The sequence below is a fragment of the Limnobacter parvus genome, assembly GCF_024623725.1.
Classification (GTDB): Bacteria; Pseudomonadota; Gammaproteobacteria; order Burkholderiales; family Burkholderiaceae_B; genus Limnobacter; species Limnobacter parvus.
The window spans coordinates 18,064-42,408 of sequence record NZ_JANKHG010000005.1; the positions used below are offsets into that span (position 1 = coordinate 18,064).

Genomic DNA, 24,345 nt, shown 5'->3' on the forward strand with positions numbered 1-24,345 from the left:
AAATTATGCACCTAGTAGTTGATGGGGATTGTTGCCCTGCATTCGGCGCTTTAATAATTCAATTAAGCGGGGCTCGTCCAGCAGGGCCATGTGGCCTGTTTTGTCGACCACATGGTTGGATGCCCCTTCAAGGTGGGCATACCTGTGGTGCAGGATGAGCGCGTCGGGAATGGCAATCACACTACTCATTTTGCAGCGGTGCGCATCGTCTTCAACATTGAGCGTATTCAAAAAATCACTATTGGGCAGCATGTCGACTGCACATTCTCCCACGCCAAAATGTGCCATCCTGGTTCCGTTGTTCGGTGATGCCAGCGTGAACAAATGTTGAACTTGTGTGTTTGTATTCCAGCGGTGAGCCATGGCTTTGCGCACAATCAAACCGCCCATCGAATGGCCCACCAGGTAGGTGTTGGCCCCTTCGCATTCGCTTTGTGCAAGCACTTCATCCATGTACTGACCGAAATCGTCGGCCATGTCGTAGACCGAGGCGAGCACATAGCGTGGCTGGTACAAGGCAACGCGCACACCACTCCACAGCAGTTCCTCGTAAAGGGTGGCGAAGCATCCGGGCTTTTCCATGTAACCCGGGACCATGAATACGATTGGTAACTGGCGGTTGTTGAAGTTCGGGCTGAATTCAGGCACGGATTGCGCCACGCGTTGACGAAACACGAAACTCAAGCCAAACAGGTAACCTTCGCGGGCTGCAAGTCTGGCAACTTCGGCCATGCCCAGTTTTGGGTGGCTTGATACAAGTGGTTGAGCAGCCATGTTTTTCCCTATGACAGGTTTGATTGATAACAGGTTTCTGGCTCGTTGTTTCTAAATTACGCCTGTATGCGCAATTACTACAATTTAATTAACGGTTAAAAACGTTCTCTGTTGAGCTTTTACAAAGAAAAACCCGCAATTTTGATTGTCAGTATCAAAATTACGGGTCAGTTTATTGAACGCTGATTGCAGCGTGGCATTGAATTACGCCAATGTATCAGCCCAGATATTTTGGGCCCAGTTCCAGGCGTAAGTGCCCTCAAGTTCATTGGGTTCAGCGGAAACACCACCCGAGCCCGGTACAGTCAGAAAGGTTTTCTTTTCAGCATCGTACACATGCACGCTGGCCACATGAATCACATTTTTGGTGGTCACGTAGCTGTAGCAGGTGTTATTGGTCAAGGGCTTGGTGTTGGGTTCCCATCCACTAAGCTGCGCGACAATTGCGGCAGCCACAACCTTGGCCTGGCTGTTGGCCATGTGCCCGCTTTTCGGCATCAAGGGCGCACCTTGCACCGCATCGCCAATCACATGTACGTTCGGGGCAACGGTGGATTCGAATGTCATGTAATTCACTTCTGCCCAGCGGTTGTTCAAATTGGCAATGCCGGAATCGACTGCCAACTTACCCGCACGCTGATCCGGCAGAATGTTCAACACATCGCCCTTGATTGGGTCTTCAAATTCAAAGCGAACCGTTTTGGTTGCACCATCCACCCCGGTTACCTTCATGTTGGGGCGGTATTCAAGAATATTTTTGTACTCGCTGGCCCACACGTCTTTGAACAGCTTGCCTTTTGACGTGACATCCGCGTTTGCATCCAGCAGCAATACTTTGGACTTTGGTTTGTATTGTTTGAAGTAGTTGGCCACCATGCTGGCGCGCTCGTAAGGGCCGGGTGGGCAGCGGTATGGGGCCAGGGGCACATTCAACACATAGGTGCCGCCGTCGGGCATGGCCTCAAGTTGCTTGCGCAAACCCACGGTTTCGGTACCAGCCTTCCAGGCGTGCAGAATTTGGCCGCTGGCATTGGCCGCAGCCAAACCCTCGATTTTGTCCAGTTGCAGGTCAATTCCGGGTGAAAGCACCAGTTTGTCGTAGGCCAGGGTTTTGCCACTTTTCAGCGTCACCGAGCGTTTTTCAACATCAATGGCCGTGACGTAATCTTTCACCATTTTCACGCCATGGTTGCGGGAAAGGCCAGTGTAGGGTGTGCTGATTTGATTGATTTGACGCAGGCCGCCCACCACCAGGTTGCTCATGGGACATGAAACAAAGGTGGAATTGGGTTCAACCAAGGTGACATCCAGCTGGTTACCGGAAAGGAGCCGAAGGTATTTCGCTGCAGTGGCACCGCCATAACCGCCGCCAACAACAAGTACTTTTCCTTTCGCGCTTTTTGCGGTTGCAGAAAGGGGCATGCCACCCAGCAAGGCAGTTGCCAAGGCGCTGGTCTGTAAAAATTGTCTTCTTTGCATGGTGCGCTCCTTAGTCTTTTTGGCCGAGGTAGTTGGCGATGATGTCGATCTGTTCGTCGGTGTAACCCTTGGCGAGCTGATGCATCACAGTGGCGGGGCGTTGCCCGGTTTTGAACCAAATCATATTGGTTTTGATGTATTCCACACTCAAGTTGGCCAAGCCAGTCACTGCGCTTCCCTGCACGCCCTGTCCGTTGGTGCCATGGCAATTTGCACAGGTGGCAGCCAAACTGGCTGCTTGCAGTCTTTTCTCGGGTGTCAGTTCACTGGCGACGGCAGTTGCGCTGATTAGCGACCCGCCGAGGGCCAATGCTGCACCAAGCAACACGCGGTGGGCGCTGTGTTTGAAATTGATCATTGATGTCTCTCCCGTTCTTGTATGAGTAATTGCGTGTATCGCTTTAGCCTGCCGAATATGAAGCAATGCGCAGGCAGTGTCAATTAGCTGACACAAACCCAAATCCGTTTCGATTTTAACGTGGTACTAAGCGCTGGCAAGCAGTTTTTTCTCATATGCATATAACAAAACCGAGGTTGGCGTGACCTACTCCATAAATGCACTGCGCGCGGTACTTCTTTCTTTGTCCACCCTGGTGCTTGGCGCCTGTTTGTCTTCTGGCGATGATCCCGTCGCAGGTACAGGCGGTGGCAGTGTCATCAACCCGGCGGAATCCAATGGACGAGTTTTCCTGATTCAGCCTGGGCCCAATGCCACCGAGGAAATGGTCAAGGCCATGGTGCAGCTTAAGCCCAAAGACATTCTTCGCTTTGAGTGCGGTTTCTTCGATCTGAAAACAGGCATTCAAATTACAACCACGGAAGACGTGATTATTGAAGGCTGTGGAATGGATGAAACTTTCCTGTCATTTCGAGACAGCACCTCGCAGGAAGGTTTTCTGGCCTCGAATGTGCGTGGCATTACAGTGCGAAACCTGACGATTGGCGATTCACCTGGTGACGCCTTTAAGTTGAAGGGCGTGAATCACGGTACTTTGAAGAAAGTTCGCGCCATTTGGAGCAGCGGCCGAAAACTGCCAGAAGAGCGCCCCATCACTGCGGCCAACTTTCGCGACGAAATCAATGTGGCGTGTACCGACCCTGCGCGACACAATCCTGCCAATCCAAATCCGCTTGAAACCGACAACACTTCACCCGACTACACGGTGAGTACAGCTTCTGGACGCTACGGCATTTACCCGGTTGAAAGTCGCAACATTCTTGTGGAAGAAACTGAGAGTATTGGTGCATCTGATGCCGGCATTTACGTGGGCCAGACCAATATCGCAAAAATTCGCAAGAGCCGCGCAGCTTACAACGTGTTCGGGTTCGAGATTGAAAACGTGGTGGATGGTGAGTATTCCGAAAACCTGGCCGAGTGCAATTCCGGTGGTTTTCTGGTTTATGACCTGGACAACCTGACGCAGTACGGGTCGCGTTCTCGAGTATTCAAAAACGTGGCCAGAAACAACAACACCTACAACTTCGCGGTGCCCGGTTCAATCGTGGCCAACGTGCCACGTGGTTCGGGTTTGATTACGCTGGCTTACGACAAAATCGACATTTACGACAACGTGTTTGAAGGAAACGGAACCGCCGGTATTATTTTGACCAGCTATGATTTGCTGGGTGAAAACGGTGACCGTCGAATGGACGTGTATTCCGAAGCAGTGAACATTTTCAACAACACGTTCATCGACAACGGCAATGACCTGCCCCAGCCTGATTTTGCCAGCATCATCGCCACGCAAGGCGCGCAAATCAGCAGTGCATTTCCGTTGGTGGTGGGCTTGAAAAATGCACTGGGTGGCCAGGGTTACCGTGGCGCCCACATTGTGTGGGATGGGTACACCGATACATTGAATAGCAGCTGCGACTTGCCCAAAGACCGCAATGGCAACCCGGTGGCGGTGGATGAAGACGGCAAGCCTGTTCAGGGAAACCAGAACCCCAACCCCAGCTGCCGTTACAACAAATACAAGTTCGAATCAAACGGTCAGCGCAAGGTGCCGGCGTGGTGGTTCAGTTGCATCAACCCCAACAACAACTTCGGTTCTGACAGCTTGCCGTTTGCGAACTTCCACGGCACACGCGGGCTGGATGCAGTCATCAACTTGAACACCAGCGACCCGACAGCCAATTTGTCGCTTGAATACATTCAATCGATTGCCACTGGCATCCCCTTGTTGCCCAGTGAGTTTGACTTAAGCCAACACGATTGCATGGCGCGTTTTGGAGCTGAATTGCCACGCTTGCCCGATTTCGAGCTTGAACCCTTCGAGCCCAGCGGACAGTTTGCACCGGAACCCACCGCCGAAGCAGTCAAAGCCTTGTGCGAAGTGCCTTTGAAAGCCGGTGTGGTGAATGAGGCGGCTGCACAAGTGAATTGCCCCGATTTGGCCCAGTACAATTTGTTTGAGAATGCTCAAAACCCGGCCAGCAGGCCAAACGGGCAGGGCATGCCATATGTGTTGAACAGCAAATTGTTCAGTGACTATTCAATCAAGCACAGGGTGATGTTTATTCCTGAAGGCAAACAGGCACGTTTCCTGGAAGATGAAGAAAGCCGCGTGAATTCCACGATTGAATTTCCGGTGGGCACCATCATCGCCAAAACCTTCTCGTTTGTTGACCAGCCAGCCGCCCGTGAAACGCCTTATGAAACCCGGTTGCTGATCAAGCGCCAGCGCACCGACGGCCAAAACTATTGGGAAGCACTTGAGTACATTTGGCAAGATGCAGGCAATGGCCAGCGCAAGGCGGTGTTGACCCAGTTTGGTGGCAGTGCAGCAGCCCGGTGGGATTATGTTGATGTGGATTCCGGCAAGCGCCAAACTGGAAGTACCAATGCGTACATGTTCCCCAATGCCAGCCAATGCGCCATTTGCCACAGCAACAACGATGTTGATCCGGGTTCTGCACCAATTGGTCCCAAGCCACGCAACCTGAACCGCGCGTACATCAACGAATCGCCCATGTTCACAGGGCAGTCGCAACACCCGGTCAATGGCAAAAACCAATTGAAGTTCATGTGTGAAACAGGCTTGATGAACGGCTGCCCCACCAACTTTAATCTGGATCAGCGCCAAGTGGCCACCAATGTGAGTCACATTCCAAAGTTCAACAACCCGGGTGATTCAGGAATGCCAGCCAATTCCAAGGGTGACATTGAGGCCCGCGCAAGAGCCTATTTGGAAGTGAACTGTGCTCACTGCCACAACGTGAATGGGCAGGCATCGAACACTGGCTTCTATGTGGATGTGTTCAGGCCAGTGGACGGCACCCACGGCATTTGTAAAAAGCCCACTGCCAGTGGTTCCGAGGGGCGGGGTACCCGCACCTACGACATCCACCCCGGATTGGCCAGTGACTCCATCGTTCCGTACCGCATGGGACCAGAAGCAGTTGAACTGGCGGCCAAAATGCCCCCCCTGGCGCGCAGCGTGGTGCATGAAGAAGGTGTTGCGCTAATGAACCAGTGGATCAACCAAGTGATCGACTCCACCTATGAAAACGCCGATGCCTGTCAAGAAGGCAATACTTCGGGTGGCGGTTTGCCATTGATTGGAGGCCTTCCCCTGTTACCATAACGGGCATGGAATTACTCAAAGACCCGACAACGCTGTTTCTGATCAAGCTGGCCATCACCTTCGGGCTGATGGCCAGCGGCTTCTTCGTAAACCGGGCTTTGTCCTGGTCGCTTCGCAAACTTCATCCTTACCACCCGGAAAAAGCACGCTCGCAACTGGTTTTTTTAAAGAATCTGGTTCGCATGGCTGTGTTTTTCTTGTTGATTTCTGTGTGGGCGTCCCAAATTACCGGGGCGTTTCTCAGCGTGGTGGCCATTGCAGGCGCGCTGATTATTACCGGGAAAGAAGTGGTGCTAAGCCTGTTGGGCTATGTAAACATTTCATTGTCCAAGCCTTTCCGTATCGGTGATTATGTCGAAATCGGCACACAGAATGGCCGAGTAATCGACATTGACCTGTTAAGCACCAAGCTGTTTGAAATTGGCATGTCGGGCAAATACACCGGTAGGCGTCTTGCCGTGCCCAATGCATTTGTACTAACCCAAACAATCAAACACTTGTCGATGTTGGGCAAATTCAGCCTGTACACCATTGAAATTATTTTGCCATTCAAAGCGGACTCGGCACGCGCAGAACAGGTGGCCTTGCAAGTGGCCAACGCGGTCTCGTCCAGCTGGCTTGAAGAGGCAGACCAATATTTCGACAAAATCGAAGTATCAGAATTTGTGGACCTTCCCGGCGCGAAGCCTGAGGTGTTCTGGCAGGCATACAACGAACTGGCGCACAAAATGATTGTTCGCCTGGCCTGTCCGCTTGAGCAGCGGGGCGATGCCGAGCAGGCCATTTACAAAGGTTTTTGGCGCGAATTTGGGCCTGTGTAGTTTTAGTCCGCCGGGCGGGAACCACCGCTCTACTGGAAGGGTCTACAAGGCAGGTTGTTAAGTAACAAGCAAGGGATGTTCATGACAAATTTCACAGTTCGATCTTGGGTGACCAAATTGGTAGCAATTGCGACGATTGCAACTTTCAGTGTTTCCGCATCAGCCCACGGTAATGATGGTCATGCGCACGAACACTCTGAATCCAAGGGTCGTCACAGCGATGCAGCCCATGTCCATGGCGCAGGCGAACTTGAGGTGGTGCAGGACGGTAAAGGTCTTTTTATCAGCCTGAATACGCCGCTTTACAATGTGTTGGGATTTGAGCACATGCCCAAAACAGATGCCGAGCGTGTAAAGGCAAGACGGGTAACTTCCTTGCTGAAAGCAAATGGTTTGTTTTTATTTTCAAACGCTGCGCAGTGTAAACGCACCGCGCACAAAATTTATTCGGAAGTGCTTAATCCGCATTCACATGGTCCGCAAGACGACCACCAGCACCATGACAGTGAAAGCGGGCATTCCGACCTTCGAGTGGCGTATGAATTTGAGTGTGAGAAGCCAGCCGCATTGAAACAAATTGAGGTGCGTTTGTTCAGGCAGTTTCCTGCTTTTGAAAAAATTGAAGTGCAGGCCCTTTTTCCCAGCGGTCAGATTGGTGCCAGCCTGACACCGAAGCAGAATATCCTGGTGATTCAATGACAAAAGCTGTGCTTCAGTGCGAGAACCTTGCATTCAAGTACGCAAAAACCGGCTTTGAATTGCGTGTTCCTCAATTCCATGTTGACGTGGGCGACACGGTGTTTCTGGAAGGCGACAGCGGTAGCGGCAAAAGCACACTGCTAAACCTGATGGCTGGTGTGTTGTTGCCACAGAAGGGGCATGTCAGTTTGATGGGGAAAAACCTGAGCGAACTTTCCGCCAGCCAGTGCGATGCCCTGCGGGTTGACCACGTCGGTTTTTTGTTTCAACAATTTAATTTGCTGAGCTATTTAAGCGTGCTGGAAAATGTAACCTTGCCCTGCAAATTTTCAAAACGCCGAAAAAGCCATGCCCTTTTGTCTGCAAACACTGTAGAACAGGTGGCCATTCAATTGCTTGAGTCGCTGGGCATGGGTAGCTATCTGAAGCAGCCGGTGTCTACTTTGTCGGTCGGGCAGCAGCAGCGCGTGGCGGCCGCCCGAGCGCTGATTGGAAAGCCTGATTTGATTATTGCAGATGAGCCCACTTCTGCCCTGGATGCAGGTCATCAGCAGCAATTTTTGAAGTTGTTGCTGGACCAAGCCGCTCAACAAAACACTGCAGTGCTGTTGGTAAGCCACGACCCCCGCTTGGCGGAACAGTGTGCGCGGCGCGAACACATGGCACAGTGGCAAGCATGATTAAAACCCTGGTATTGCTGGCCAGTAAAAGTGCATGGAGCCGCAAAGGCAGCTTGTTGCTTTTGTTGCTTAGTGTAATTACGTCCACATGCCTGCTCATGGGCATTGATTTGGCGCGACAAAGTGCCAAGGCCAGTTTTTCTAATGCTGTGGCGGGTACTGACTTGATCGTCGGCGCACAAACCAGCCCGGTGTCATTGTTGTTGTACAGCGTATTCAGAATTGGTCAGGCCACGCGGAATGTGCCGTACGCCGAGTTCGAGCGCCTGGAGCAAGACCCGCGCGTGAAATCAGCCCTCCCGATTGCCTTGGGCGATTCTTATCGAGGCTTCGCTGTGGTGGGCACCAAAGCGGCCTATTTCGATCAGTTTTTGTATGGCGCAAGGCAAAATCTGCAACTTGGGCAAGGTCGGGTATTCGAAGATTACTCGGTCGGCAAACCAGCCAGCGTGCTGTTTGAAGCCGTATTGGGTTCCGAAGTCGCCAAGCAATTGGCGCATTCTGTGGGCGATAAAATTGCTTTGAGCCATGGCATGCAAATTCAGCAAAACGAGCCCAGCCACGCCGACAAGCCGTTTACCGTGGTGGGGGTACTGAAGCCCACGGGCACCCCGGTGGATCAGAGTGTGCACATTAGCCTTGCAGGCATGGAGGCCATACACGTGGATTGGGCCGCAGGAGTACCCGTGCCAGGGGCAGACATTCCAGCTGAATTGGTCACCAAATTCAACTTGAAGCCCAAGTCGGTGACTGCGGTGCTGGTTGGCTTGAACAACCGGGCTGGCGTGTTTCGACTTCAGCGTGAACTGGAAAATCGTCCCAATGCCGCGCTCAGTGCGATTTTACCCGGTGTGGCATTAAGTACACTGTGGCAAACCGTGGGTCTGGTTGAGCGGGTGCTCCTGTTTGTGGCCGCATTGGTGGCGGTGGTGAGTGCACTGGGCTTGACCAGTGTCATGCTGGTTACTTTGGCGCAGCGACGCCGTGAACTGGCGGTGTTGCGCTCAACCGGGGCTGGCCCAAGAACCGTGTTTGGTTTGCTTTGTCTTGAAAGTGCCTTGGTGATGTGGGTGGGTGTTGCCCTGGGGCTGGTGGTGTTAGGCTTGGTCAGTGGATTGCTGACACCCTGGGTTCAGTCACAATTTGGATTGCAATTGGTGTCCATGTATGAATTGAACACAGGCTTGTTGGCGGTGTTGGCATTTGCTGCGTTTGGCAGCGTGTTGGGTGTAATCCCAGCCATGCAGGCCTACCGCAACCAACTACAAGATGGTTTGAACCCAAAACTGAACTAAATAACCCTGTAACAACGGAAGCAGTGCAATGAAGATTAGCAAGTTGATTGGATTAACCGTGGCCGTTGTGGTGATGACTGCATTGGGCTACGGTTTGGCTGCGTGGTTTCTTGACAGCCCTGCAGAGCAAGCCAAGGGCGCAACGCAACTTGAACAAACACTGGCACAACTGTCAACAGATGTTTCGGCCAATGGTGAATATGCCGTCGGCGACCGTTTGTCGGGTGGTTCATCCAGTAGCGAGTCGAAAAAGGCCCTTGAATTTGACCCCGCCTTTCCTGAACTTCAGTGGGACAACTTGATGCCAGCTGATTGGGACCCCATGGCCGCCTTTAGAGGTTTGAATATTGCTGAGCTTCAAGACAATGATCCCCGTGCACAAGAGGCGCTGGACACAATGCGAAAAGCCTGGAACGACGCCCCCGTGAATCCCGAATACACAGGCAAGAAAGTTCGTATCCCTGGCTTTGCCATTCCGATTGAGCAAAGCGAAAAGGGCGTGGACGAATTGCTGTTGGTGCCATACTTTGGTGCCTGCATACACACCCCACCGCCACCCGCTAACCAAATCATCCATGTGAAGTTAAGCGAACCCCAGCCAGCAGTGGGCGCAATGCAGGCGTATTGGGTGTGGGGTGAACTGACTGCCACCAAGTTCAGCAGCGAAGAGTTGGGCGATGCTGCTTACCTGTTAACGGCCACCGGCATTCAGCCCTACGAGGATTGAACACGCCTTTGCCAAAGAATTAGTAAAAACCCCTCTATTTTTATCGTTGACAGGGATGCACCATGTCCTTACCTTTACATCAGCCGATGTTACAGTCTAAAAAACAAACAAACGTTTGATAAGAATAGTGTGCCATTGAGGCACCCGTCTTCCACCGGAGGTTTTATTCATGGGCAATGTAAGCACTGGCGAACAATTCGCTGGAATGCACCATCTCGAGCTTGCATTTCTGGATGATGTGGCACCGAAATACCTTAGTTTGGCGCGGCCACCACATGGTTTGAAAATTCGCCAGTGGAAAAATCGCAGTGCAGTCTCCTTGATCAACAAATTGCATGCTGGTCTGTCTGGATTGAGGCGCCACCACGCCAACGTGCTGGACCATGAACTGGTTTGGCTGGAGGGTGGCAACCCCGAAGGAACACCGGTGGTGTTGCTGCACGGTTTTGCATCCAACAAGGAAAACTGGCTTTCGCTGGTGCCTTTTCTGTTAAAACAACACCGTCTTTTTGTGCTGGATCTGCCAGGTTGGGGTGAAAGCCAGTTCAACGCAAACGTGCCTTATGGGCTGGACGATCAGGTGGCCCGTGTGGCTGCATGGATGCAAACCCACGTGCCTGGCAAAGCCCATGTGGTTGGCAATTCAGTGGGCGGGCTTGTATCGGCCCTGCTGGCTGGTCGGCATGATGATTTGATTCAAACCTTGTGCCTGATGAATCCGGCTGGAGGCAAAGGCACTGACCACACTGTATTCGAGGCGGGTTTGAAAGAAGGTCGCAACCCGATGATTGTGGAAAGCCTTGCGGGTGCCCACACCCTGATGAGCTTGGCGATTCACAACCGCGCCATTGCGCTTGCGCTTGCGCCTGTGATGGCCCAAGACTTGATTAACCGACGCCATGTTAACCGCCACTTGTTTCATCAAATGTTTGTAAATGCACCCAACCCGAATGGTCCCGGTATGTCGGCCACCAAGGCGCCGACACTAATCATGTGGGGCAAAGAAGACCGGCTTGTGCATTACACGGGCGCATACACTTATCAAGCCATTATTCCACATGCCGATGTGTTACTTTTTGATGCTGTAGGGCACCTGCCTATGGTTGAAATTCCGATCCGCACGGCCAAGGCCCTGCAAGATTTTTGGTCGGTTTGATATTCGAAAGGGGAATAGACAAGCATGAATATTTTTCGAACTTGTGTGGTGTTGGGTTTGACGGGGTTACTGGTTGCTTGCGGACAAAACCTGGATGGTGTTTACAAAGATGATCTGGGTTTGCAGAAGTATGAATTTCAAGGCAATGGCACCGTGTATGTTTCCACCATGGGTATAACCCGTGAAGCTGCCTATGAGGTGGAAGACAAAAAAGTAAAAATTACCGATGATGGTGAAACCACGATCTACGATTTGAATGACGACGGCACGATTAAAGGGCCGCTGGGCATGACTTTAAAACCTGAAACCTCGAAATAATTCTTTAACAAAAATGCCTTGAAACCCGCTCCTGAAGCGGGTTTTTTACATTTCTTCACACATTTCACCTTTTTTTGCATTCCCCCGGAGGCATTAACCCAATATTGGCCCCCTTTTCCATTTCTTTTCTCCCCATTAAGGGCAGGGGTATTCCCGCAGAATTTATTCAAGCGTGAAATATACAAGTTCACTGCGTTTAACAAAATAGTCCACTGGAGGACTTTATGCGCAGCATCATGATTGAAATTCTTCGAGTTCTCCATCGTTGGGCTGCATCGGCCTATTTGATTGTTTGCAGTGCATTGGCCCATGGTTGGTTTGAAGCGCTGGAACATTCCTCCGTTGAAAAAGAAGACGCAGTGTGCCCGGTCAAACAGTTGATAGGAATTTCTGTACATGAACAAACACAATAAAAACATGTTGAATGTGGCCCTGGTGTGGCCGATTGCTTTGGGTGTCTGTGCAGTTGCACTGCTGTTGGGCGCAACATGGTTGAGCAGCAGTGTATGGACGCTGGCCTCGGGTTTGCTTGTTATGGGGTTGGGTTGTGTTGCATTGAATCAATTCAAGCAACACAAGATTGATGCCTTTCAAAAGCGTATTGAAGCCCTGGAAACCGAAGTTGCAGAATTGACTTCAAATCACAGTGAAGAAGCACAACTTGAGCAATTGGCGAGTACATGGGTGCCTACACTGAATAATCAGTTGGGTACGGCCAATTCCCAAATGGAAATGGGCATCGTGAATTTGGCAGAAGCCTTTTCTGAAATTCACAGCAAATTGAATGACACTGTCACTGTTGCATCCAATGCTGCCAACGTGTTGGGCAACGCATCGGCTGGCAGCGGTTTGGCCGAACATGTTGCGGAAAGCCTGAATGGCATGTTGAGCAACATTCGACATTCCTTTTCTGAAAAGGCCACCATCATGCAAGAGGTGAAGGGCTTTATCTCCTCCACCGAAGAATTGGCAAAAATGGCAGCCTCGGTAGAAAACCTGGCCGCGCGTACAAACCTTCTTGCATTGAATGCAGCCATTGAAGCAGCGCGTGCAGGTGAAGAAGGCCGGGGCTTTTCAATCGTAGCGGATGAAGTGCGAAAGCTCTCGATGCTGTCTGCAGAAACCGGCGTAAAAATTCGTGAACGCGTACAACTGATTGCCACGGCCGCAAAACGTGCTGGCGATGGGGCTGCGCGTATGGAAAGCAGCGACGAGAAAGTGCTGAGCCAAGCCAGTGACACATTGAGCGGTGTGGTTGAGCAGTTCGAGCAGGTTACCGTGCCCCTTCATCAAGCCAGCGAACAAATCATTGCAAACACCAATCAGGTGTCGTCGAGCTTGAACAATGCTGTTGTTCATTTCCAGTTTCAGGATCGGGTCTCGCAAATTCTTGGTCATGTGCAGGACAGCTTGAACCAGATGAAAGGTCAGTTAAGCCTTGGCCTTCAAGATTTGAATGTGGCGGCGCTAATGCATGAACTGGAAAGCAAATACACCATGGCCGAAGAGCGGGTGAACCATGCAAGCCCAAGTAAAGGTGCGGCAGCAGCGAAAGCAGCCAGTGCAACCGATGAATTGACTTTTTTCTAATATTTGAACACGAGAGAATTTGTATGAGCAAAACCGTATTGATTGTGGACGATTCAACTTCCTTGCGCCAAGTGGTGTCGATGACTTTGAAAAGTCAGGGCTTTGATGTGGTCGAGGGTTGTGATGGCAAAGACGCGTTGACCAAACTCGATGGTCGAAAAATCAACCTGATTGTCAGCGACTTGAACATGCCGAATATGGACGGGCTGACCTTCGTGCGCGAAGTGAAAAAGATGGCAGCTTACAAGTTCGTACCCATCATCATGCTGACCACTGAATCGGACGACAAATTGAAAAGTGAAGGGCAGGCGGCTGGCCTGAAAGCCTGGATGGTCAAGCCATTCAAGCCTGAGCAAATGATTGCAGCAGTGAATAAATTGGTGGCTTAAGCCACATCAAAGGCCACATCGGAGAAAGCACATGCACAGCGAATTGATACTGCAGGAAGACCTGGAAAGCGAAATGGAAAACAGCATCGCTTCCAGCAAACACACCCAAGTGGCTTTGGAAACTTTAACCATTGCAGATTGTGCAGCTTTGGTGGAAGTGATTCGACAATCGCTGAGCGCCGGAATTTCCGTGGTGCTGGATTTGAGCAATTGCCAGGAAGTGGACACAGCCGGCATGCAGTTGCTGGTGACCATTCAAAACGACCCCGCGGTAAACCTTCGTGTGCATTGGACCAAACCTTCTGAAGTGGTGGCCATGAAGGCTGCGCGTTTGGGCGTGCAGTCCTGGATCAACGCTGGTTTTTTGGAGAATTAAGGCATGGCCTTTGAACTGGACCTGGACGCTTCGCGCGGCATATTTTTCACTGAGGCCCGGCAACTGCTGGCCGAAGTGGAAAGCTATGTGCTGCAGCTGGAGCAAAACCCGAACGATCACGAAGTATTGAATGCCGCTTTCCGTGCCGCGCACACCATCAAGGGCAGCGCGGGTGTGTTTGGCTTGATGGTCATTACCCACTTTGTGCACAACCTTGAAACCGTGCTGGACCGTGTGCGCAATTCTGAAATTGCATTCGACGCCAACATGAGCACGCTGGTGCTGGAATGTCGCGATCATATTTCTGAACTGGTCGACTGCATTGAAGCGGGTGGTAGCGCGGAGCACGTCAGCCCCGAAATGGCCACTGGGCAAGCGGGCCTTACTGCCCGTTTGAAAGCCTATCTGCTGCAAGAAGATGCGCCGCAAGCCGCAGCGCCTGTAGATGCAACTGCAGTAAACAGTGCCTTACAAACCTGGCATGTGTCTGTGCGCCTGGGCCGTAGCACGTTGTGCGACGGATTCGACCCAGCGCCGATATTTTCTTACATGGACAGTTACGGTGAATTGCAGGCGGTTATTCCGGTGCTGGATGCATTGCCCAGTTTTGCAGAGCTGGATTCAGAAGCCTGCTACCTGGGTTTTGAGCTTCGCTTCTTAACCGACAAAGGCCAGGCGGGTATTGAAGACGCATTTGAGTTTTTGACCGAAGAAAGCAAGGTGCGAATTCTTCCCCACGACTGCACGCCCGAGCAATGGGATGGATTGGTTGCAGCATTGCCCGAGGGCATTGCGCGCGCCACCGAACTTTTGAAGGAAGCAGGCTTCCCACGCCCAGTCGAGGTGTTTGTACCCGAGGTGCATGAGGCAACCGGCGGCATGGTTGTTGCAGCAGCAAAAGCAAAAGCTGCAGGCAAGGCCACACCGGTCAGTTCCTTCATTCGGGTGCCTTCTGACAAACTGGACGCACTCATCAACTTGGTGGGCGAGCTTGTCATTGCCAACGCAGGCACTGTTGAACAAGCCAAACATTTGAACCACACAGCCATGCTGGAATCAACCAGTGCAGTCGCCGGTTTGATTGAAGAAATTCGAGATGGTGCCTTGGGTTTGCGCATGGTTCAAATTGGTGAAACCTTTCAGCGCTTTCAGCGTGTGGTGCGCGACACCGCAATGGGATTGGGCAAACAAATTCAACTTGAAATTTCCGGTGAAGACACTGAACTGGACAAGTCAGTGGTTGAAAAAATTGGCGACCCGCTAATGCACCTGGTTCGCAACGCGCTTGATCATGGTCTGGAAACACCGGAAGAGCGAATTGCCGCGGGCAAGTCAGGTACAGGCAAGCTGCAATTGAATGCTTACCACGACAGTGGGCACATTGTGATCGAAGTGAACGACGATGGCCGCGGCCTGGCCCGTGACAAAATTTTAAAGAAGGCGATCGAAAAAGGCATCATCACGGCCGAACAAATGCTGACTGATGCTGAAGTCAACATGCTGATTTTTGCGCCTGGCTTTTCGACCGCAGACAAAGTGACCGACATTTCCGGTCGCGGTGTTGGTATGGATGTGGTGAAGCGAAACATAGAAGCCTTGCGTGGTTCAGTTCAGGTGCGTTCACGCCCAGGGCAAGGTTGCACATTCGAAATTCGACTGCCGCTGACCCTCGCCATTATTGATGGTTTCATGATCGGTGTGGGCGGCTCGGTGTATGTTATTCCGCTTTCTTATGTGCGGGAATGCCTGGAATTGCAGGCTGACGCCTTGGGTTCTGACGATCGAATGGACATTCATTACGACCTGCGCGGCGAGTTTTTGCCCTGCGTGCGGTTGCGCAAAGTATTTCACCCAGGGGCAAAACGCCCCAAGCGCGAAAACATTATTGTGGTCAGTTTTGGCGGTGTTAAAGCCGGCATTGTGGCCGATCAATTACACGGCGAATCACAAACAGTGATCAAGCCACTGGGCAATTTGTTTGAACAAAACAGAGCAATCAGCGGGGCCACCATCATGGGCAACGGCGATGTGGCCTTGATTATCGACGTACCAAAATTAATCACTGAAGTCAGCAGTATTACAACCAAAACGGCGGAGCTGGAATACAGCCGGCATGCCATTGAACAACCGGCAGTTCCAAGCCAAAGCCTTGAGCAGGCCAACGCGTAATTTTACAAAGGAAAACGAAATGGGTGCATTTGATTTTTTAAAGAGCGGTCAGTTGGCCACAGTTGCAGACAGCCTGGAAGTGGAAATTTCCAGCTTGAAAACCAACCTGGAAAAGCCTTTGCAGGCGTTGCCTACAAAAGACCTGAGTGGTGATGTGTTGTCAGTGGTCACCAAGATCAACGAGATGATCGCCAATGTGAATGAGCGTTCACGCAAGATTGAAGAGACTGCAGTGCGCAGCATTCACCAGTTGTGGAAAAAAGAAACATTGAAAGGTACAGCGGATGAGTTGCCCACGGTGATTCGCGACGCCATGAAGAAATTGGAAGCAGAGACCATGTTTGCGCAACGTCAGGTTCAAGCACTGGAAAGCGTGGCCACAAACGTGATGATTGCTGACGCGGATTACAACATTGTGTACGTGAACAACTCGCTGTCGAAAATGCTGGTTGAAGCAGAAACCGACATCAAGAAAGATTTGCCGCAATTTGATGCCCGAAAAATTTTGGGTGCGAATATTGACAGCTTCCACAAAGTGCCGAGTCACCAGCGTGGCATGTTGGCCCGTCTGCGCGATTCATACAGTACCAACCTGACGATTGGCGAGCGCCATTTCAACCTGTTGGTGACACCGGTGTTTGATGCGTCAGGCATCCGCGTGGGTACTGTGGTTGAATGGAAAGACCGCACAGGCGAAGTGGCCATGGCCAAGCGCGAAGAAGAGCGCGCAGAGAAAGAGCGCAAGACAGCACTTGAAAACCTGGCAATTCGCATTGCGCTCGATTCTGTGACCACCAACGTGATGATTGCAGACAACCAGAATCACATCACTTATTTGAACAACTCGCTGAACACCATGATGACGCGCAACGAGGACATGATTCGCAAGAGTCTGCCCAACTTCAACGTGCGTAAATTAATTGGTGCAAATATTGATGTTTTCCACAAAAACCCTGCGCACCAGCGCGGCATGTTGTCTGCGTTGAATTCGCCTTTGAGAACGGGAATTAAAGTGGGCGATCTGAGTTTCCGCCTGATTGCATCGCCTGTGATCAACGAGGAAGGCGAGCGCTTGGGTACGGTGGTGGAGTGGAGTGACCGCACAGCCGAAGTTGCTATTGAAAATGAAATTTCCGGAATTGTAGGTCGAGCTTCAGATGGCGATTTCAGCGATCGTATTCGTGAAGATGACAAAGACGGTTTCCTGAAAATCCTGGCACAAAACGTAAATGGTTTGTTGACCACCACATCGGTTGGTTTGGAAGACGTGGGCCGCGTGCTGAAGCTGCTGGCCAGTGGCAACATGACTCAGAAAATCACAGCCGACTACAAGGGCTTGTTTGGTGAAGTAAAAGACGATGTGAACACCACGATTGATCGCCTAAGCGATGTAATTCAGGAAGTGCGCGGCAACGCCAGTTCGCTGACCAACGCTGCCCGCGAAATTTCGAAAACTTCGCAAAGCCTTTCTCAAGGTGCAAGCAGCCAGGCTGCCGGTGTTGAAGAAGTGTCAGCCAGCATTGAAGAAATGGCAGGTTCGATCAAGCAGAACAGCGAAAACAGCCGTGTGACTGATCAAATTGCCACCAAAGCAGCTGAAGAAGCGAAAGAGGGTGGCCGCGCAGTGAGTGAAACTGTGAATGCCATGAAAGCGATTGCCGACAAAATTGGCATCGTCGACGACATTGCTTACCAAACCAACCTGTTGGCCTTGAACGCTGCAATTGAGGCAGCACGCGCTGGTGAACACGGCAAAGGCTTTGCTGTAGTGGCAGCCGAAGTACGCAAACTGGCAGAACGCAGCCAGGTGGCCGCACAGGAAATTGGTGATTTGGCCAGCAGCAGTGTGAAGCAGGCAGAACGTGCAGGAAGCCTGTTGCAGGAAATGGTCCCAGCGATTAACCGCACGTCTGATCTGGTTCAAGAAATTACGGCTGCATCGAACGAGCAAACCAACGGTGTGGCGCAAATTAACCAGGCCATGATGAACCTGAACCAGCAAACCCAACAGAATGCGGCAGCGTCTGAAGAGTTGGCTGCCACGGCAGAGGAAATGAGCGGGCAGGCCAGCATGCTGAACAGCGCCATGAGTTTCTTCGACACGGGTTCAGGTCGGACGACAAATTCACGGGGCGCAAGCCACACCGAACGCAAGCCAGCTGCAATGAAAACCAGCAGCAAGGGCAGTGTCGACGGTTTCGACAGCTTTGATGAATTCTAAAAGGGGCACTCACCATGAGCAATGTCAATGAGCAATTGGCCAAGGCCATGGAGAGTGACAGCGCCAGCCATCAGTACCTGACTTTTCAGGTGCATGATCAAAAGCTGGCGGTGGAAATTCTCCGAATCAAAGAGATCATCGAGTTTGGTCGAATTACAGTGGTGCCCATGATGCAGCAGTGCATTAGCGGCGTAATTAACCTGCGTGGTTCAGTGGTGCCTGTGGTGGATTTGAGTGCCCGGTTTGGGCAGGGCAAAACCATTATTAATCGCCGCACCTGCATTGTGATTCTTGAATCACAAATGGGTGAAGAAACGCAGGTGGTCGGCTTCATGGTCGACGCGGTGAATGCAGTGGTCGACATTGGCGCCGAATTCATCGCACCACCACCGCAGTTTGGTGCTGGAGTTCGAACCGACTTTTTGCGCGGCATTGGCAAGGTGGATGAAGAATTCGTGTTGGTGTTGAATGTTGAACGCCTGCTTGATTTCGACATTCCTACTGACCTGGAAGAAGCGGCTGCTGCGGTGGCTTAATTCGCATGAAGTCGTTGTTAAAAGGGCTCGCACGGTGCGGGCCCTTTTTATTTTTGAGTTGAACCTGAAGAATCGCCCATCCCCCACAATGATCAGGCTGGAACCCCAGCACACAAGATTGCCACCTAGATGGCACACTCACACCCACTGGGGGATATTTGTCATCCTTGGTTCGTGGCAAATCTGATCCATGCTGGCCCACCTTGTAGCGATAACCATGATTCGAACCTTAAAGATTGCACTGGATATGTCCGACAGCGCCTCACGCGCGCGTCAGCGCATGGCGTTTACTGGTCTTTCATTTCTCACGGTTTTCTTTTTCTCCCCAGCCAATGCAATCACTGGCAACACCAGTTTGATGTACCTAATGATCGCGCTGGGTGTTTATTTTTTGTTTGCCATGCTCCAGTCCTGGCTTATTTCGGATCAGTCGCCTCACTGGATAAAAATCGAATTGCCAAGTTTCTTGATGGACATGCCTTTCATTGGCCTTGGGTTGGCAATTGCCGGCGAATATTTGGCCTTGGCGTCTCCACTGTTGGCCGTGGTGGCACTGGTTCGCGGCATACGCTATGGCCCTTGCATGCTGGCTTGCCACATTGGTTTGGGTATGTTGATTGTGCTGTTACTGGCGGTTTCCAACCCTTTTTGGCAAACCCAAACCACCTTGGTTTACGCCAACTTGTTTCTATTGTTGGTGTTGCCCATCCAGTTTTATGGGGTCAGCGTCAAAATTCAGGCCAGTTCAAGATCTTTGCGTCAAGAGAACTTGACCGACCCCCTGACCAAAAGTTTGAATCGAAAAGCGTTAGAGGCAGCCCTGTGGCGTGTCTTGAATACCAAGGAGCCGTTTGTGATGTCTTTTCTGGATCTGGACAATTTCAAGATGGTCAACGACACAATGGGACATGCGACAGGCGACAAATTGTTGAAGCGTGTTTGTGCCAAGCTTTCTATCAGGTTACGGGCTGAAGACAAAGTTTATCGAATGTCAGGTGACGAGTTTGTGGTGTTGAGTTTTGGACAGGTGAGGGAAGAGTTCGCTGAAAGTCTGGGTGAGCGGATTCGTTCAGCGATTGCGGAGGCCATTCACTACACCTGTCCGAATTTACCCGTGTCGGCCAGTGTCGGGGTGCTGCTGGTCAAACATTCTGAGGTAGTCAGCCTGGAGCAATTGCTTTCGAAAGCTGACGAACTTATGTACCGGGCAAAAAATTCGGGCAAGAACAGGGTATTGGTCGAGCAGATTTAGCTGCGTTTGGCGCAGTATTTACCCACGGGTTCCTGCTTGCTAAGGGGGGTTTGTAAATCTGCTGCCTGATGGATGTAACTGCATTCCGCGATTTCACCGTAATTCGAATCAACGGATGCAAGGCTTTTGCTGAGCTGTATTGAAACGAAAATTGCCATGAATGCAGCAATGACTAGCCACAAAACCTTGCTGTTCCGTCTAAAAAAAGCGCTTAAATCAAACATGGGATGCAGTCAAACCTAGAAAGTAGTAAATGTTGTAAATTGGCTGCAATTATTGAAAAAAAATAACAATATGTCAATTCTTATTTGACTGGTTTGTCCAGTTCGCCCACGTCCAAAATAGGGGCAGCGTCCAGCGACTCGGCACCCAGCAGCATGGTGACGCGACCCAACACCGAGGCAATCAGATGTTGTTCCCAGCTTTGCAATTGATTGAACCGATCCGAGAACCTGGTTTGCAGGCTCGATGGTGCGTCATTCACCTCATGTTTGCCTTTGTCTGTCAGCACCACCTCAAGCCTGCGCTTGTCGACGGTGCTGCGAATTTTTTCAATCAAGCCGCGGCTTTCCAGCTTCTGCAAGATAACCGTGGAAGTTACAGGGGAAAGGCTCATTGATTTGGCCAGTTCACCAGGCGAAATTCCCGGATTGTCTGCAACTGCCTGCAAGGTGAGTAATTCCGAGGTCGCCATATCGGCTTTTTTGGCCAGCTCCCGGGCACCAGATTCTGTGGCACGAATAATTCGTCGTAGCGAAACAAGGGAATTTTGTAGGGTGCTGTCCATGCTGGCCAATTTATAAACTGATTCAATATTGTGAATTGTAGTGATTAACAGGCTGTAGAAGTCGTAAAAATCTGCGCTTAGAGCAATCTCCCCAAATGTAGCGTGGGAGTGCTGGTGGTGGGGTAAATAGTCTAAATTTGCATTAGTTCATAAAGTAAACTATTATTGTCGGGTTCTTTCATAAAAATTCTTTGTTTGGTTGTTTTTAAAAGATAAAATTAGACAAGGAGATTTTACGAAAGGATGAGAAGTAGTTTATTTTATTAATAATAAATGGTTCTGCCAATAACAGCGCCATCTCATCCGAATGTCTGAAATTGATGTCGTTTTGCGACATCCCGTGCTCGAAGACGGTACTGCCGTGTTTGATCTCGTGGACGCTTGCAAGCCCCTCGACCTGAACTCCCATTATTTGTACTTGCTTCAATGTAGCCATTTTGCGCCCACATGCGTGGTTGCAACCCTGCACGGTGAAGTTGTGGCCTGGGTTTCTGGTTACATTCCACCCAAACACGCCGACACATTTTTTGTTTGGCAAGTGGCTGTGGGTGAAAAAGCCCGGGGTCTTGGTTTGGGCAAGAAACTCATTAACTGGGTGCTTGCACAACAAAACGGAATTCAAAAAATACACACATCCATTACGCCCGACAATGCGGCGTCTTGGGGTCTTTTCAAGTCGTTGGCCCGTGATTGGGGCAGCGATTTGACTTCACGAGACTGGTTCGAAGAACAGTCTCATTTTGGCGGTCGACACAACACCGAAGTACTGGTGGAAATCGCCTTGCCAACATCGCCTCTGGCGACATTCCTACAAACTCAAGGAGTACAACAATGAGTGACTCAAGCAAGTCAATCGACTTTCAAACCCTGAGCAAAATCCGCACTTTCCAGAAAAATGAATCGGAAGCACGCAGCTATTGCCGCAGCTTTCCCACTCTGTTTGTGCGTGCCAAGGGCAGCTACATGACCGACATGAATGGTCAGGATTATCTCGATTTCCTGTCTGGGGCAGGCTCGTTGAACTACGGGCACAACGATCCAGAGATGAAATCGGCATTGCTTGATTACATTGCAGACGACGGCATTGGCCACAGCCTGGACATGCACAGCGCCGCAAAGGCCAAATTTATTGATGCCTTCAATCGCCATATTCTGAAGCCACGCGGCATGCAGTACCGCATTCAATTTACAGGCCCAACAGGCACAAACTCGGTTGAAGCGGCCATCAAGCTGGCCCGTAAAATTACCGGGCGCAAGCAGATTATTGCGTTTACGAACGGCTTTCATGGTGTAACCCAGGGGGCGCTGGCATGTACGGCCAACACACATCACCGAACTCCATCGGCTTCAACGCTGTGTGGTGTTGATCGTTATCCCTACGACGGTTACATGGGTGAGGGTGTAGACACCACTGAATACCTGGAAAAAATGCTGACTGACAAATCAAGTGGTCAAGACTCACCTGCAGCCGTGATTGTGGAAGGCGTGCAGGGCGAGGGTGGTTTGAACCCCGCCTCCATGAAGTGGCTGAAGAACCTGGCCAAGGTAACCCGCAAAGCAGGTGCCATGTTGATTCTGGATGAAATCCAGGCGGGTGTAGGCCGCGCAGGTTCCTTCTTCAGTTTCGAAGAAGCTGGTATTGAGCCCGATTTGATTTGCCTGTCCAAGTCGCTCTCGGGCATGGGTTTGCCCATGGCCGTTACCTTGATTCGCCCCGACCTAGATTTCTGGAAGCCAGGCGAGCACAACGGCACCTTCCGTGGCAACAACCATGCCTTTATTACTGCCGCAGCATCGCTTGAAAAGTACTGGGCCAACCCGGCGTTCGAGCGTGGAATTGCCCAACGTGCAGACGTGATCAATCAAAGCCTGAATCGCATTTTGAAGGCCAATGAGAACATCACCGTTCAGGTCAAAGGCCGCGGCATGATGCAAGGCATCGAGTTGCAAAACGGTGCTTTGGCTGACGAGGTGGTGGCCGAGTGTTTCAAGCACAACATGATTATTGAAACCTGTGGCAACGATGGCCAGGTGGTAAAGGTATTTGCTGCGTTGAACATTGAAATGGAAGACCTGAAAAAAGGCCTGACAATTCTTGAAAAAGCGGTGGCCACCATCAGTGCCAAGGTTGAGAAGGAAGCCAACAACAAAAAGGTGAAAGCATGATTGTTCGTAAACTGAGCGATGTGCAGGGCACGGAAAAGCACATTCATTCCAAAGGTTGGGACAGTGTTCGCATGCTGTTGCGCGACGACAAAATGGGCTTTTCCTTTCACATCACCACCATTCACGCCAAAGCTGAATTGCACATGCACTACAAGAACCACTTGGAAAGCGTGTACTGCGTCAGCGGCAAGGGCGAGATTGAAAGCAAGATCGACGGCAAGGTGTACCCCATTGAAGCGGGCACCATGTATGCCTTGAACTTGCACGATCCGCATATTCTGCGTGCGTTCGATGAGCCCATGATTATGGCCTGCGTGTTCAATCCGCCCGTCACTGGCGCGGAAGTGCACGACGAGACCGGCGCATACCCTGCGCTGGCCGACTAAGCAAATTATTCAGGAGGCAAAACAATGATTGTTTCAGCCGTAAGAGACCCATACCCTACACGCGACAAATCGGAAGGTGCGTTGATTCGACGCGCCGAGCCCGTGGTGTACAGCGAGTGGACTGAAGACTCACCCTTGAGCAAAGAACAAATGGACCAGTTTGAGCGCGATGGTTACCTGGTGTTGACCGATGTGTTTTCTGCACATGAACTGGATGAGTTGCGCGCCGCTGCTGAGCGTGCAAGCAAAAATTGCGCAGAAACCCATCCTGGTCAGTTGATCAAGGAAGCCGATGGTGAGCAGCTTCGCACCTTGTTTGGTGTACATGGCATGGAAGGTTTGTTGAAAGACACGGCCAGCAACCCCCGCATGCTTGAAGTGATTCAAACCTTGTTGAATGACCAGGTTTACATTCACCAGTCGCGTTTGAATTTCAAAAGCCCGCACTACGGCAGTGGCTTTGAGTGGCACAGCGATTTTGAAACCTGGCACGCCGAGGACGGCATGCCAGGTATGCGAGCCATCAGCGCCACAGTGTTGCTGACCGATGAAATTTCAGCCGATGGTTCGCTGAAATTCATGCCCAAAAGCCATCGAACATTTGTGGCCTGCCCTGGCGAAACTCCTGATTCCTGTTACCGCGAGGCTTTTAAGAAGCAGGCAGTTGGCAAGCCGCCTGCTTTGTTCCTTGATTTACTTGAAGAAAGCGGTGGCGTGCAAGAAGTGGTTGCACCTGCAGGTTCGGTGGTGCTATTCGATTGCAATGTGATGCACGGTGCGGGTAAAAACACCAGCGAGCACTTGCGGGCCAATTTGTTCTATGTGTACAACGCAGTCAGCAATGCGCTGAATACGCCATATGCCGCCAGCGAACCTCGGCCCGAGTTTCTGGCTTCACGCAAGGTTGAACCCTTGATGGCGCAGGTTCCCGCTTAAT

At 51.2% G+C, this 24,345-nt stretch carries 25 protein-coding genes; 20 read left to right on the forward strand and 5 right to left on the reverse strand.

Annotated elements, in window-relative coordinates; all coding sequences use genetic code 11:
- Window positions 1–3 precede the first annotated feature (3 nt).
- The 3 genes from NSP04_RS02020 to NSP04_RS02030 all read right to left on the reverse strand — a co-directional run bounded on the left by NSP04_RS02020 (window position 4) and on the right by NSP04_RS02030 (window position 2,611).
- The gene (locus NSP04_RS02020; protein ID WP_257510675.1) at window positions 4–774 is read right to left on the reverse strand and encodes a lipase family alpha/beta hydrolase; all 771 of its coding nucleotides are present in this window, start codon (window positions 772–774) and stop codon (window positions 4–6) included.
- A 204-nt stretch (window positions 775–978) separates the two neighbouring features.
- Complete coding sequence (locus tag NSP04_RS02025) at window positions 979–2,253, reverse strand: NAD(P)/FAD-dependent oxidoreductase (RefSeq protein WP_257510676.1); 1,275 nt, start codon at window positions 2,251–2,253, stop codon at window positions 979–981.
- Window positions 2,254–2,263: 10 nt separating this feature from the next.
- Complete coding sequence (locus NSP04_RS02030; RefSeq protein WP_257510677.1) at window positions 2,264–2,611, reverse strand: c-type cytochrome; 348 nt, start codon at window positions 2,609–2,611, stop codon at window positions 2,264–2,266.
- A gap of 181 nt (window positions 2,612–2,792) precedes the next feature.
- Between NSP04_RS02030 and NSP04_RS02035 the strand changes: the two genes are divergently transcribed.
- From NSP04_RS02035 to NSP04_RS02110, 16 genes are all read left to right on the forward strand, one after another.
- Window positions 2,793–5,840 (forward strand): parallel beta-helix domain-containing protein, encoded by a 3,048-nt coding sequence (locus NSP04_RS02035; RefSeq protein ID WP_257510678.1) that lies wholly within the window; start codon window positions 2,793–2,795, stop codon window positions 5,838–5,840.
- 5 nt (window positions 5,841–5,845) lie between these two features.
- Window positions 5,846–6,661, forward strand: a complete 816-nt coding sequence (locus tag NSP04_RS02040; RefSeq protein ID WP_257510679.1) for a mechanosensitive ion channel family protein — start codon at window positions 5,846–5,848, stop codon at window positions 6,659–6,661.
- Window positions 6,662–6,742: 81 nt separating this feature from the next.
- A complete protein-coding gene (locus NSP04_RS02045) occupies window positions 6,743–7,360 on the forward strand; it encodes a DUF2796 domain-containing protein (protein ID WP_257510680.1) in 618 nt (205 codons plus the stop codon).
- Window positions 7,357–8,040: an ABC transporter ATP-binding protein gene (locus NSP04_RS02050; RefSeq protein WP_257510681.1), complete on the forward strand. Its 684-nt coding sequence runs from the start codon at window positions 7,357–7,359 to the stop codon at window positions 8,038–8,040. The genes NSP04_RS02045 and NSP04_RS02050 overlap by 4 nt, the downstream gene beginning before the upstream one ends.
- Complete coding sequence (locus NSP04_RS02055; RefSeq protein ID WP_257510682.1) at window positions 8,037–9,335, forward strand: ABC transporter permease; 1,299 nt, start codon at window positions 8,037–8,039, stop codon at window positions 9,333–9,335. The genes NSP04_RS02050 and NSP04_RS02055 overlap by 4 nt, the downstream gene beginning before the upstream one ends.
- Before the next feature lie 28 nt (window positions 9,336–9,363).
- Complete coding sequence (locus NSP04_RS02060) at window positions 9,364–10,062, forward strand: DUF3299 domain-containing protein (protein WP_257510683.1); 699 nt, start codon at window positions 9,364–9,366, stop codon at window positions 10,060–10,062.
- A gap of 169 nt (window positions 10,063–10,231) precedes the next feature.
- Window positions 10,232–11,218, forward strand: a complete 987-nt coding sequence (locus NSP04_RS02065; protein ID WP_257510684.1) for an alpha/beta fold hydrolase — start codon at window positions 10,232–10,234, stop codon at window positions 11,216–11,218.
- A 24-nt stretch (window positions 11,219–11,242) separates the two neighbouring features.
- On the forward strand, window positions 11,243–11,536 hold the full coding sequence (locus tag NSP04_RS02070; RefSeq protein WP_257510685.1) for a hypothetical protein: 294 nt from the start codon (window positions 11,243–11,245) through the stop codon (window positions 11,534–11,536).
- Between the two features lie 224 nt (window positions 11,537–11,760).
- The gene (locus NSP04_RS02075; RefSeq protein WP_257510686.1) at window positions 11,761–11,949 is read left to right on the forward strand and encodes a hypothetical protein; all 189 of its coding nucleotides are present in this window, start codon (window positions 11,761–11,763) and stop codon (window positions 11,947–11,949) included.
- Complete coding sequence (locus tag NSP04_RS02080; protein WP_257510687.1) at window positions 11,933–13,126, forward strand: methyl-accepting chemotaxis protein; 1,194 nt, start codon at window positions 11,933–11,935, stop codon at window positions 13,124–13,126. The genes NSP04_RS02075 and NSP04_RS02080 overlap by 17 nt, the downstream gene beginning before the upstream one ends.
- A gap of 23 nt (window positions 13,127–13,149) precedes the next feature.
- Complete coding sequence (locus NSP04_RS02085; protein ID WP_008252462.1) at window positions 13,150–13,515, forward strand: response regulator; 366 nt, start codon at window positions 13,150–13,152, stop codon at window positions 13,513–13,515.
- A 31-nt stretch (window positions 13,516–13,546) separates the two neighbouring features.
- Window positions 13,547–13,891, forward strand: coding sequence for an STAS domain-containing protein (locus NSP04_RS02090; protein WP_257510688.1), 345 nt, complete (start codon window positions 13,547–13,549; stop codon window positions 13,889–13,891).
- A 3-nt stretch (window positions 13,892–13,894) separates the two neighbouring features.
- Window positions 13,895–16,060 (forward strand): chemotaxis protein CheA, encoded by a 2,166-nt coding sequence (locus NSP04_RS02095; RefSeq protein ID WP_257510689.1) that lies wholly within the window; start codon window positions 13,895–13,897, stop codon window positions 16,058–16,060.
- Window positions 16,061–16,079: 19 nt separating this feature from the next.
- Entirely contained in the window at window positions 16,080–18,281 is a 2,202-nt protein-coding gene (locus NSP04_RS02100; RefSeq protein ID WP_257510690.1) for a methyl-accepting chemotaxis protein, read from the forward strand.
- Window positions 18,282–18,295: 14 nt separating this feature from the next.
- Window positions 18,296–18,817 (forward strand): chemotaxis protein CheW, encoded by a 522-nt coding sequence (locus NSP04_RS02105; RefSeq protein ID WP_257510691.1) that lies wholly within the window; start codon window positions 18,296–18,298, stop codon window positions 18,815–18,817.
- Window positions 18,818–19,034: 217 nt separating this feature from the next.
- Window positions 19,035–20,069 carry a GGDEF domain-containing protein gene (locus NSP04_RS02110; protein WP_257510692.1) on the forward strand — a complete coding sequence of 345 codons (1,035 nt, stop codon included), beginning with the start codon at window positions 19,035–19,037 and terminating at the stop codon, window positions 20,067–20,069.
- On the opposite strand, the gene NSP04_RS02115 is transcribed toward NSP04_RS02110, so the two are convergent.
- Both NSP04_RS02115 and NSP04_RS02120 read right to left on the reverse strand, forming a co-directional pair.
- Window positions 20,066–20,227: a hypothetical protein gene (locus NSP04_RS02115; RefSeq protein WP_257510693.1), complete on the reverse strand. Its 162-nt coding sequence runs from the start codon at window positions 20,225–20,227 to the stop codon at window positions 20,066–20,068. The two genes, NSP04_RS02110 and NSP04_RS02115, sit on opposite strands and share 4 nt — an antisense overlap.
- Before the next feature lie 146 nt (window positions 20,228–20,373).
- The gene (locus NSP04_RS02120; RefSeq protein WP_257510694.1) at window positions 20,374–20,856 is read right to left on the reverse strand and encodes a MarR family winged helix-turn-helix transcriptional regulator; all 483 of its coding nucleotides are present in this window, start codon (window positions 20,854–20,856) and stop codon (window positions 20,374–20,376) included.
- Between the two features lie 307 nt (window positions 20,857–21,163).
- Between NSP04_RS02120 and ectA the strand changes: the two genes are divergently transcribed.
- The 4 genes from ectA to NSP04_RS02140 are packed head-to-tail and all read left to right on the forward strand — an operon-like array spanning window position 21,164 to window position 24,344.
- On the forward strand, window positions 21,164–21,691 hold the full coding sequence (gene ectA / locus NSP04_RS02125) for a diaminobutyrate acetyltransferase (protein WP_257510695.1): 528 nt from the start codon (window positions 21,164–21,166) through the stop codon (window positions 21,689–21,691).
- The gene (gene ectB, locus NSP04_RS02130) at window positions 21,688–23,022 is read left to right on the forward strand and encodes a diaminobutyrate--2-oxoglutarate transaminase (protein WP_257510696.1); all 1,335 of its coding nucleotides are present in this window, start codon (window positions 21,688–21,690) and stop codon (window positions 23,020–23,022) included. The genes ectA and ectB overlap by 4 nt, the downstream gene beginning before the upstream one ends.
- Window positions 23,019–23,408, forward strand: coding sequence for an ectoine synthase (locus NSP04_RS02135; protein ID WP_257510697.1), 390 nt, complete (start codon window positions 23,019–23,021; stop codon window positions 23,406–23,408). The genes ectB and NSP04_RS02135 overlap by 4 nt, the downstream gene beginning before the upstream one ends.
- 24 nt (window positions 23,409–23,432) lie before the next feature.
- Complete coding sequence (locus NSP04_RS02140) at window positions 23,433–24,344, forward strand: phytanoyl-CoA dioxygenase family protein (RefSeq protein WP_257510698.1); 912 nt, start codon at window positions 23,433–23,435, stop codon at window positions 24,342–24,344.
- The last annotated feature ends 1 nt before the right edge of the window (window position 24,345 follow it).

What these genes read in the sequence shown, in the direction of transcription:
- NSP04_RS02020 (WP_257510675.1), bottom strand. Translation starts at nt 774, where the DNA reads ATGGCTGCTCAACCACTTGTATCAAGCCACCCAAAACTGGGCATGGCC.
- NSP04_RS02025 (WP_257510676.1), bottom strand. Translation starts at nt 2,253, where the DNA reads ATGCAAAGAAGACAATTTTTACAGACCAGCGCCTTGGCAACTGCCTTG.
- NSP04_RS02030 (WP_257510677.1), bottom strand. Translation starts at nt 2,611, where the DNA reads ATGATCAATTTCAAACACAGCGCCCACCGCGTGTTGCTTGGTGCAGCA.
- NSP04_RS02040 (WP_257510679.1), top strand. Translation starts at nt 5,846, where the DNA reads ATGGAATTACTCAAAGACCCGACAACGCTGTTTCTGATCAAGCTGGCC.
- NSP04_RS02045 (WP_257510680.1), top strand. Translation starts at nt 6,743, where the DNA reads ATGACAAATTTCACAGTTCGATCTTGGGTGACCAAATTGGTAGCAATT.
- NSP04_RS02050 (WP_257510681.1), top strand. Translation starts at nt 7,357, where the DNA reads ATGACAAAAGCTGTGCTTCAGTGCGAGAACCTTGCATTCAAGTACGCA.
- NSP04_RS02055 (WP_257510682.1), top strand. Translation starts at nt 8,037, where the DNA reads ATGATTAAAACCCTGGTATTGCTGGCCAGTAAAAGTGCATGGAGCCGC.
- NSP04_RS02060 (WP_257510683.1), top strand. Translation starts at nt 9,364, where the DNA reads ATGAAGATTAGCAAGTTGATTGGATTAACCGTGGCCGTTGTGGTGATG.
- NSP04_RS02065 (WP_257510684.1), top strand. Translation starts at nt 10,232, where the DNA reads ATGGGCAATGTAAGCACTGGCGAACAATTCGCTGGAATGCACCATCTC.
- NSP04_RS02070 (WP_257510685.1), top strand. Translation starts at nt 11,243, where the DNA reads ATGAATATTTTTCGAACTTGTGTGGTGTTGGGTTTGACGGGGTTACTG.
- NSP04_RS02075 (WP_257510686.1), top strand. Translation starts at nt 11,761, where the DNA reads ATGCGCAGCATCATGATTGAAATTCTTCGAGTTCTCCATCGTTGGGCT.
- NSP04_RS02080 (WP_257510687.1), top strand. Translation starts at nt 11,933, where the DNA reads ATGAACAAACACAATAAAAACATGTTGAATGTGGCCCTGGTGTGGCCG.
- NSP04_RS02085 (WP_008252462.1), top strand. Translation starts at nt 13,150, where the DNA reads ATGAGCAAAACCGTATTGATTGTGGACGATTCAACTTCCTTGCGCCAA.
- NSP04_RS02090 (WP_257510688.1), top strand. Translation starts at nt 13,547, where the DNA reads ATGCACAGCGAATTGATACTGCAGGAAGACCTGGAAAGCGAAATGGAA.
- NSP04_RS02095 (WP_257510689.1), top strand. Translation starts at nt 13,895, where the DNA reads ATGGCCTTTGAACTGGACCTGGACGCTTCGCGCGGCATATTTTTCACT.
- NSP04_RS02100 (WP_257510690.1), top strand. Translation starts at nt 16,080, where the DNA reads ATGGGTGCATTTGATTTTTTAAAGAGCGGTCAGTTGGCCACAGTTGCA.
- NSP04_RS02105 (WP_257510691.1), top strand. Translation starts at nt 18,296, where the DNA reads ATGAGCAATGTCAATGAGCAATTGGCCAAGGCCATGGAGAGTGACAGC.
- NSP04_RS02110 (WP_257510692.1), top strand. Translation starts at nt 19,035, where the DNA reads ATGATTCGAACCTTAAAGATTGCACTGGATATGTCCGACAGCGCCTCA.
- NSP04_RS02115 (WP_257510693.1), bottom strand. Translation starts at nt 20,227, where the DNA reads ATGGCAATTTTCGTTTCAATACAGCTCAGCAAAAGCCTTGCATCCGTT.
- NSP04_RS02120 (WP_257510694.1), bottom strand. Translation starts at nt 20,856, where the DNA reads ATGGACAGCACCCTACAAAATTCCCTTGTTTCGCTACGACGAATTATT.
- ectA (WP_257510695.1), top strand. Translation starts at nt 21,164, where the DNA reads ATGTCTGAAATTGATGTCGTTTTGCGACATCCCGTGCTCGAAGACGGT.
- ectB (WP_257510696.1), top strand. Translation starts at nt 21,688, where the DNA reads ATGAGTGACTCAAGCAAGTCAATCGACTTTCAAACCCTGAGCAAAATC.
- NSP04_RS02135 (WP_257510697.1), top strand. Translation starts at nt 23,019, where the DNA reads ATGATTGTTCGTAAACTGAGCGATGTGCAGGGCACGGAAAAGCACATT.
- NSP04_RS02140 (WP_257510698.1), top strand. Translation starts at nt 23,433, where the DNA reads ATGATTGTTTCAGCCGTAAGAGACCCATACCCTACACGCGACAAATCG.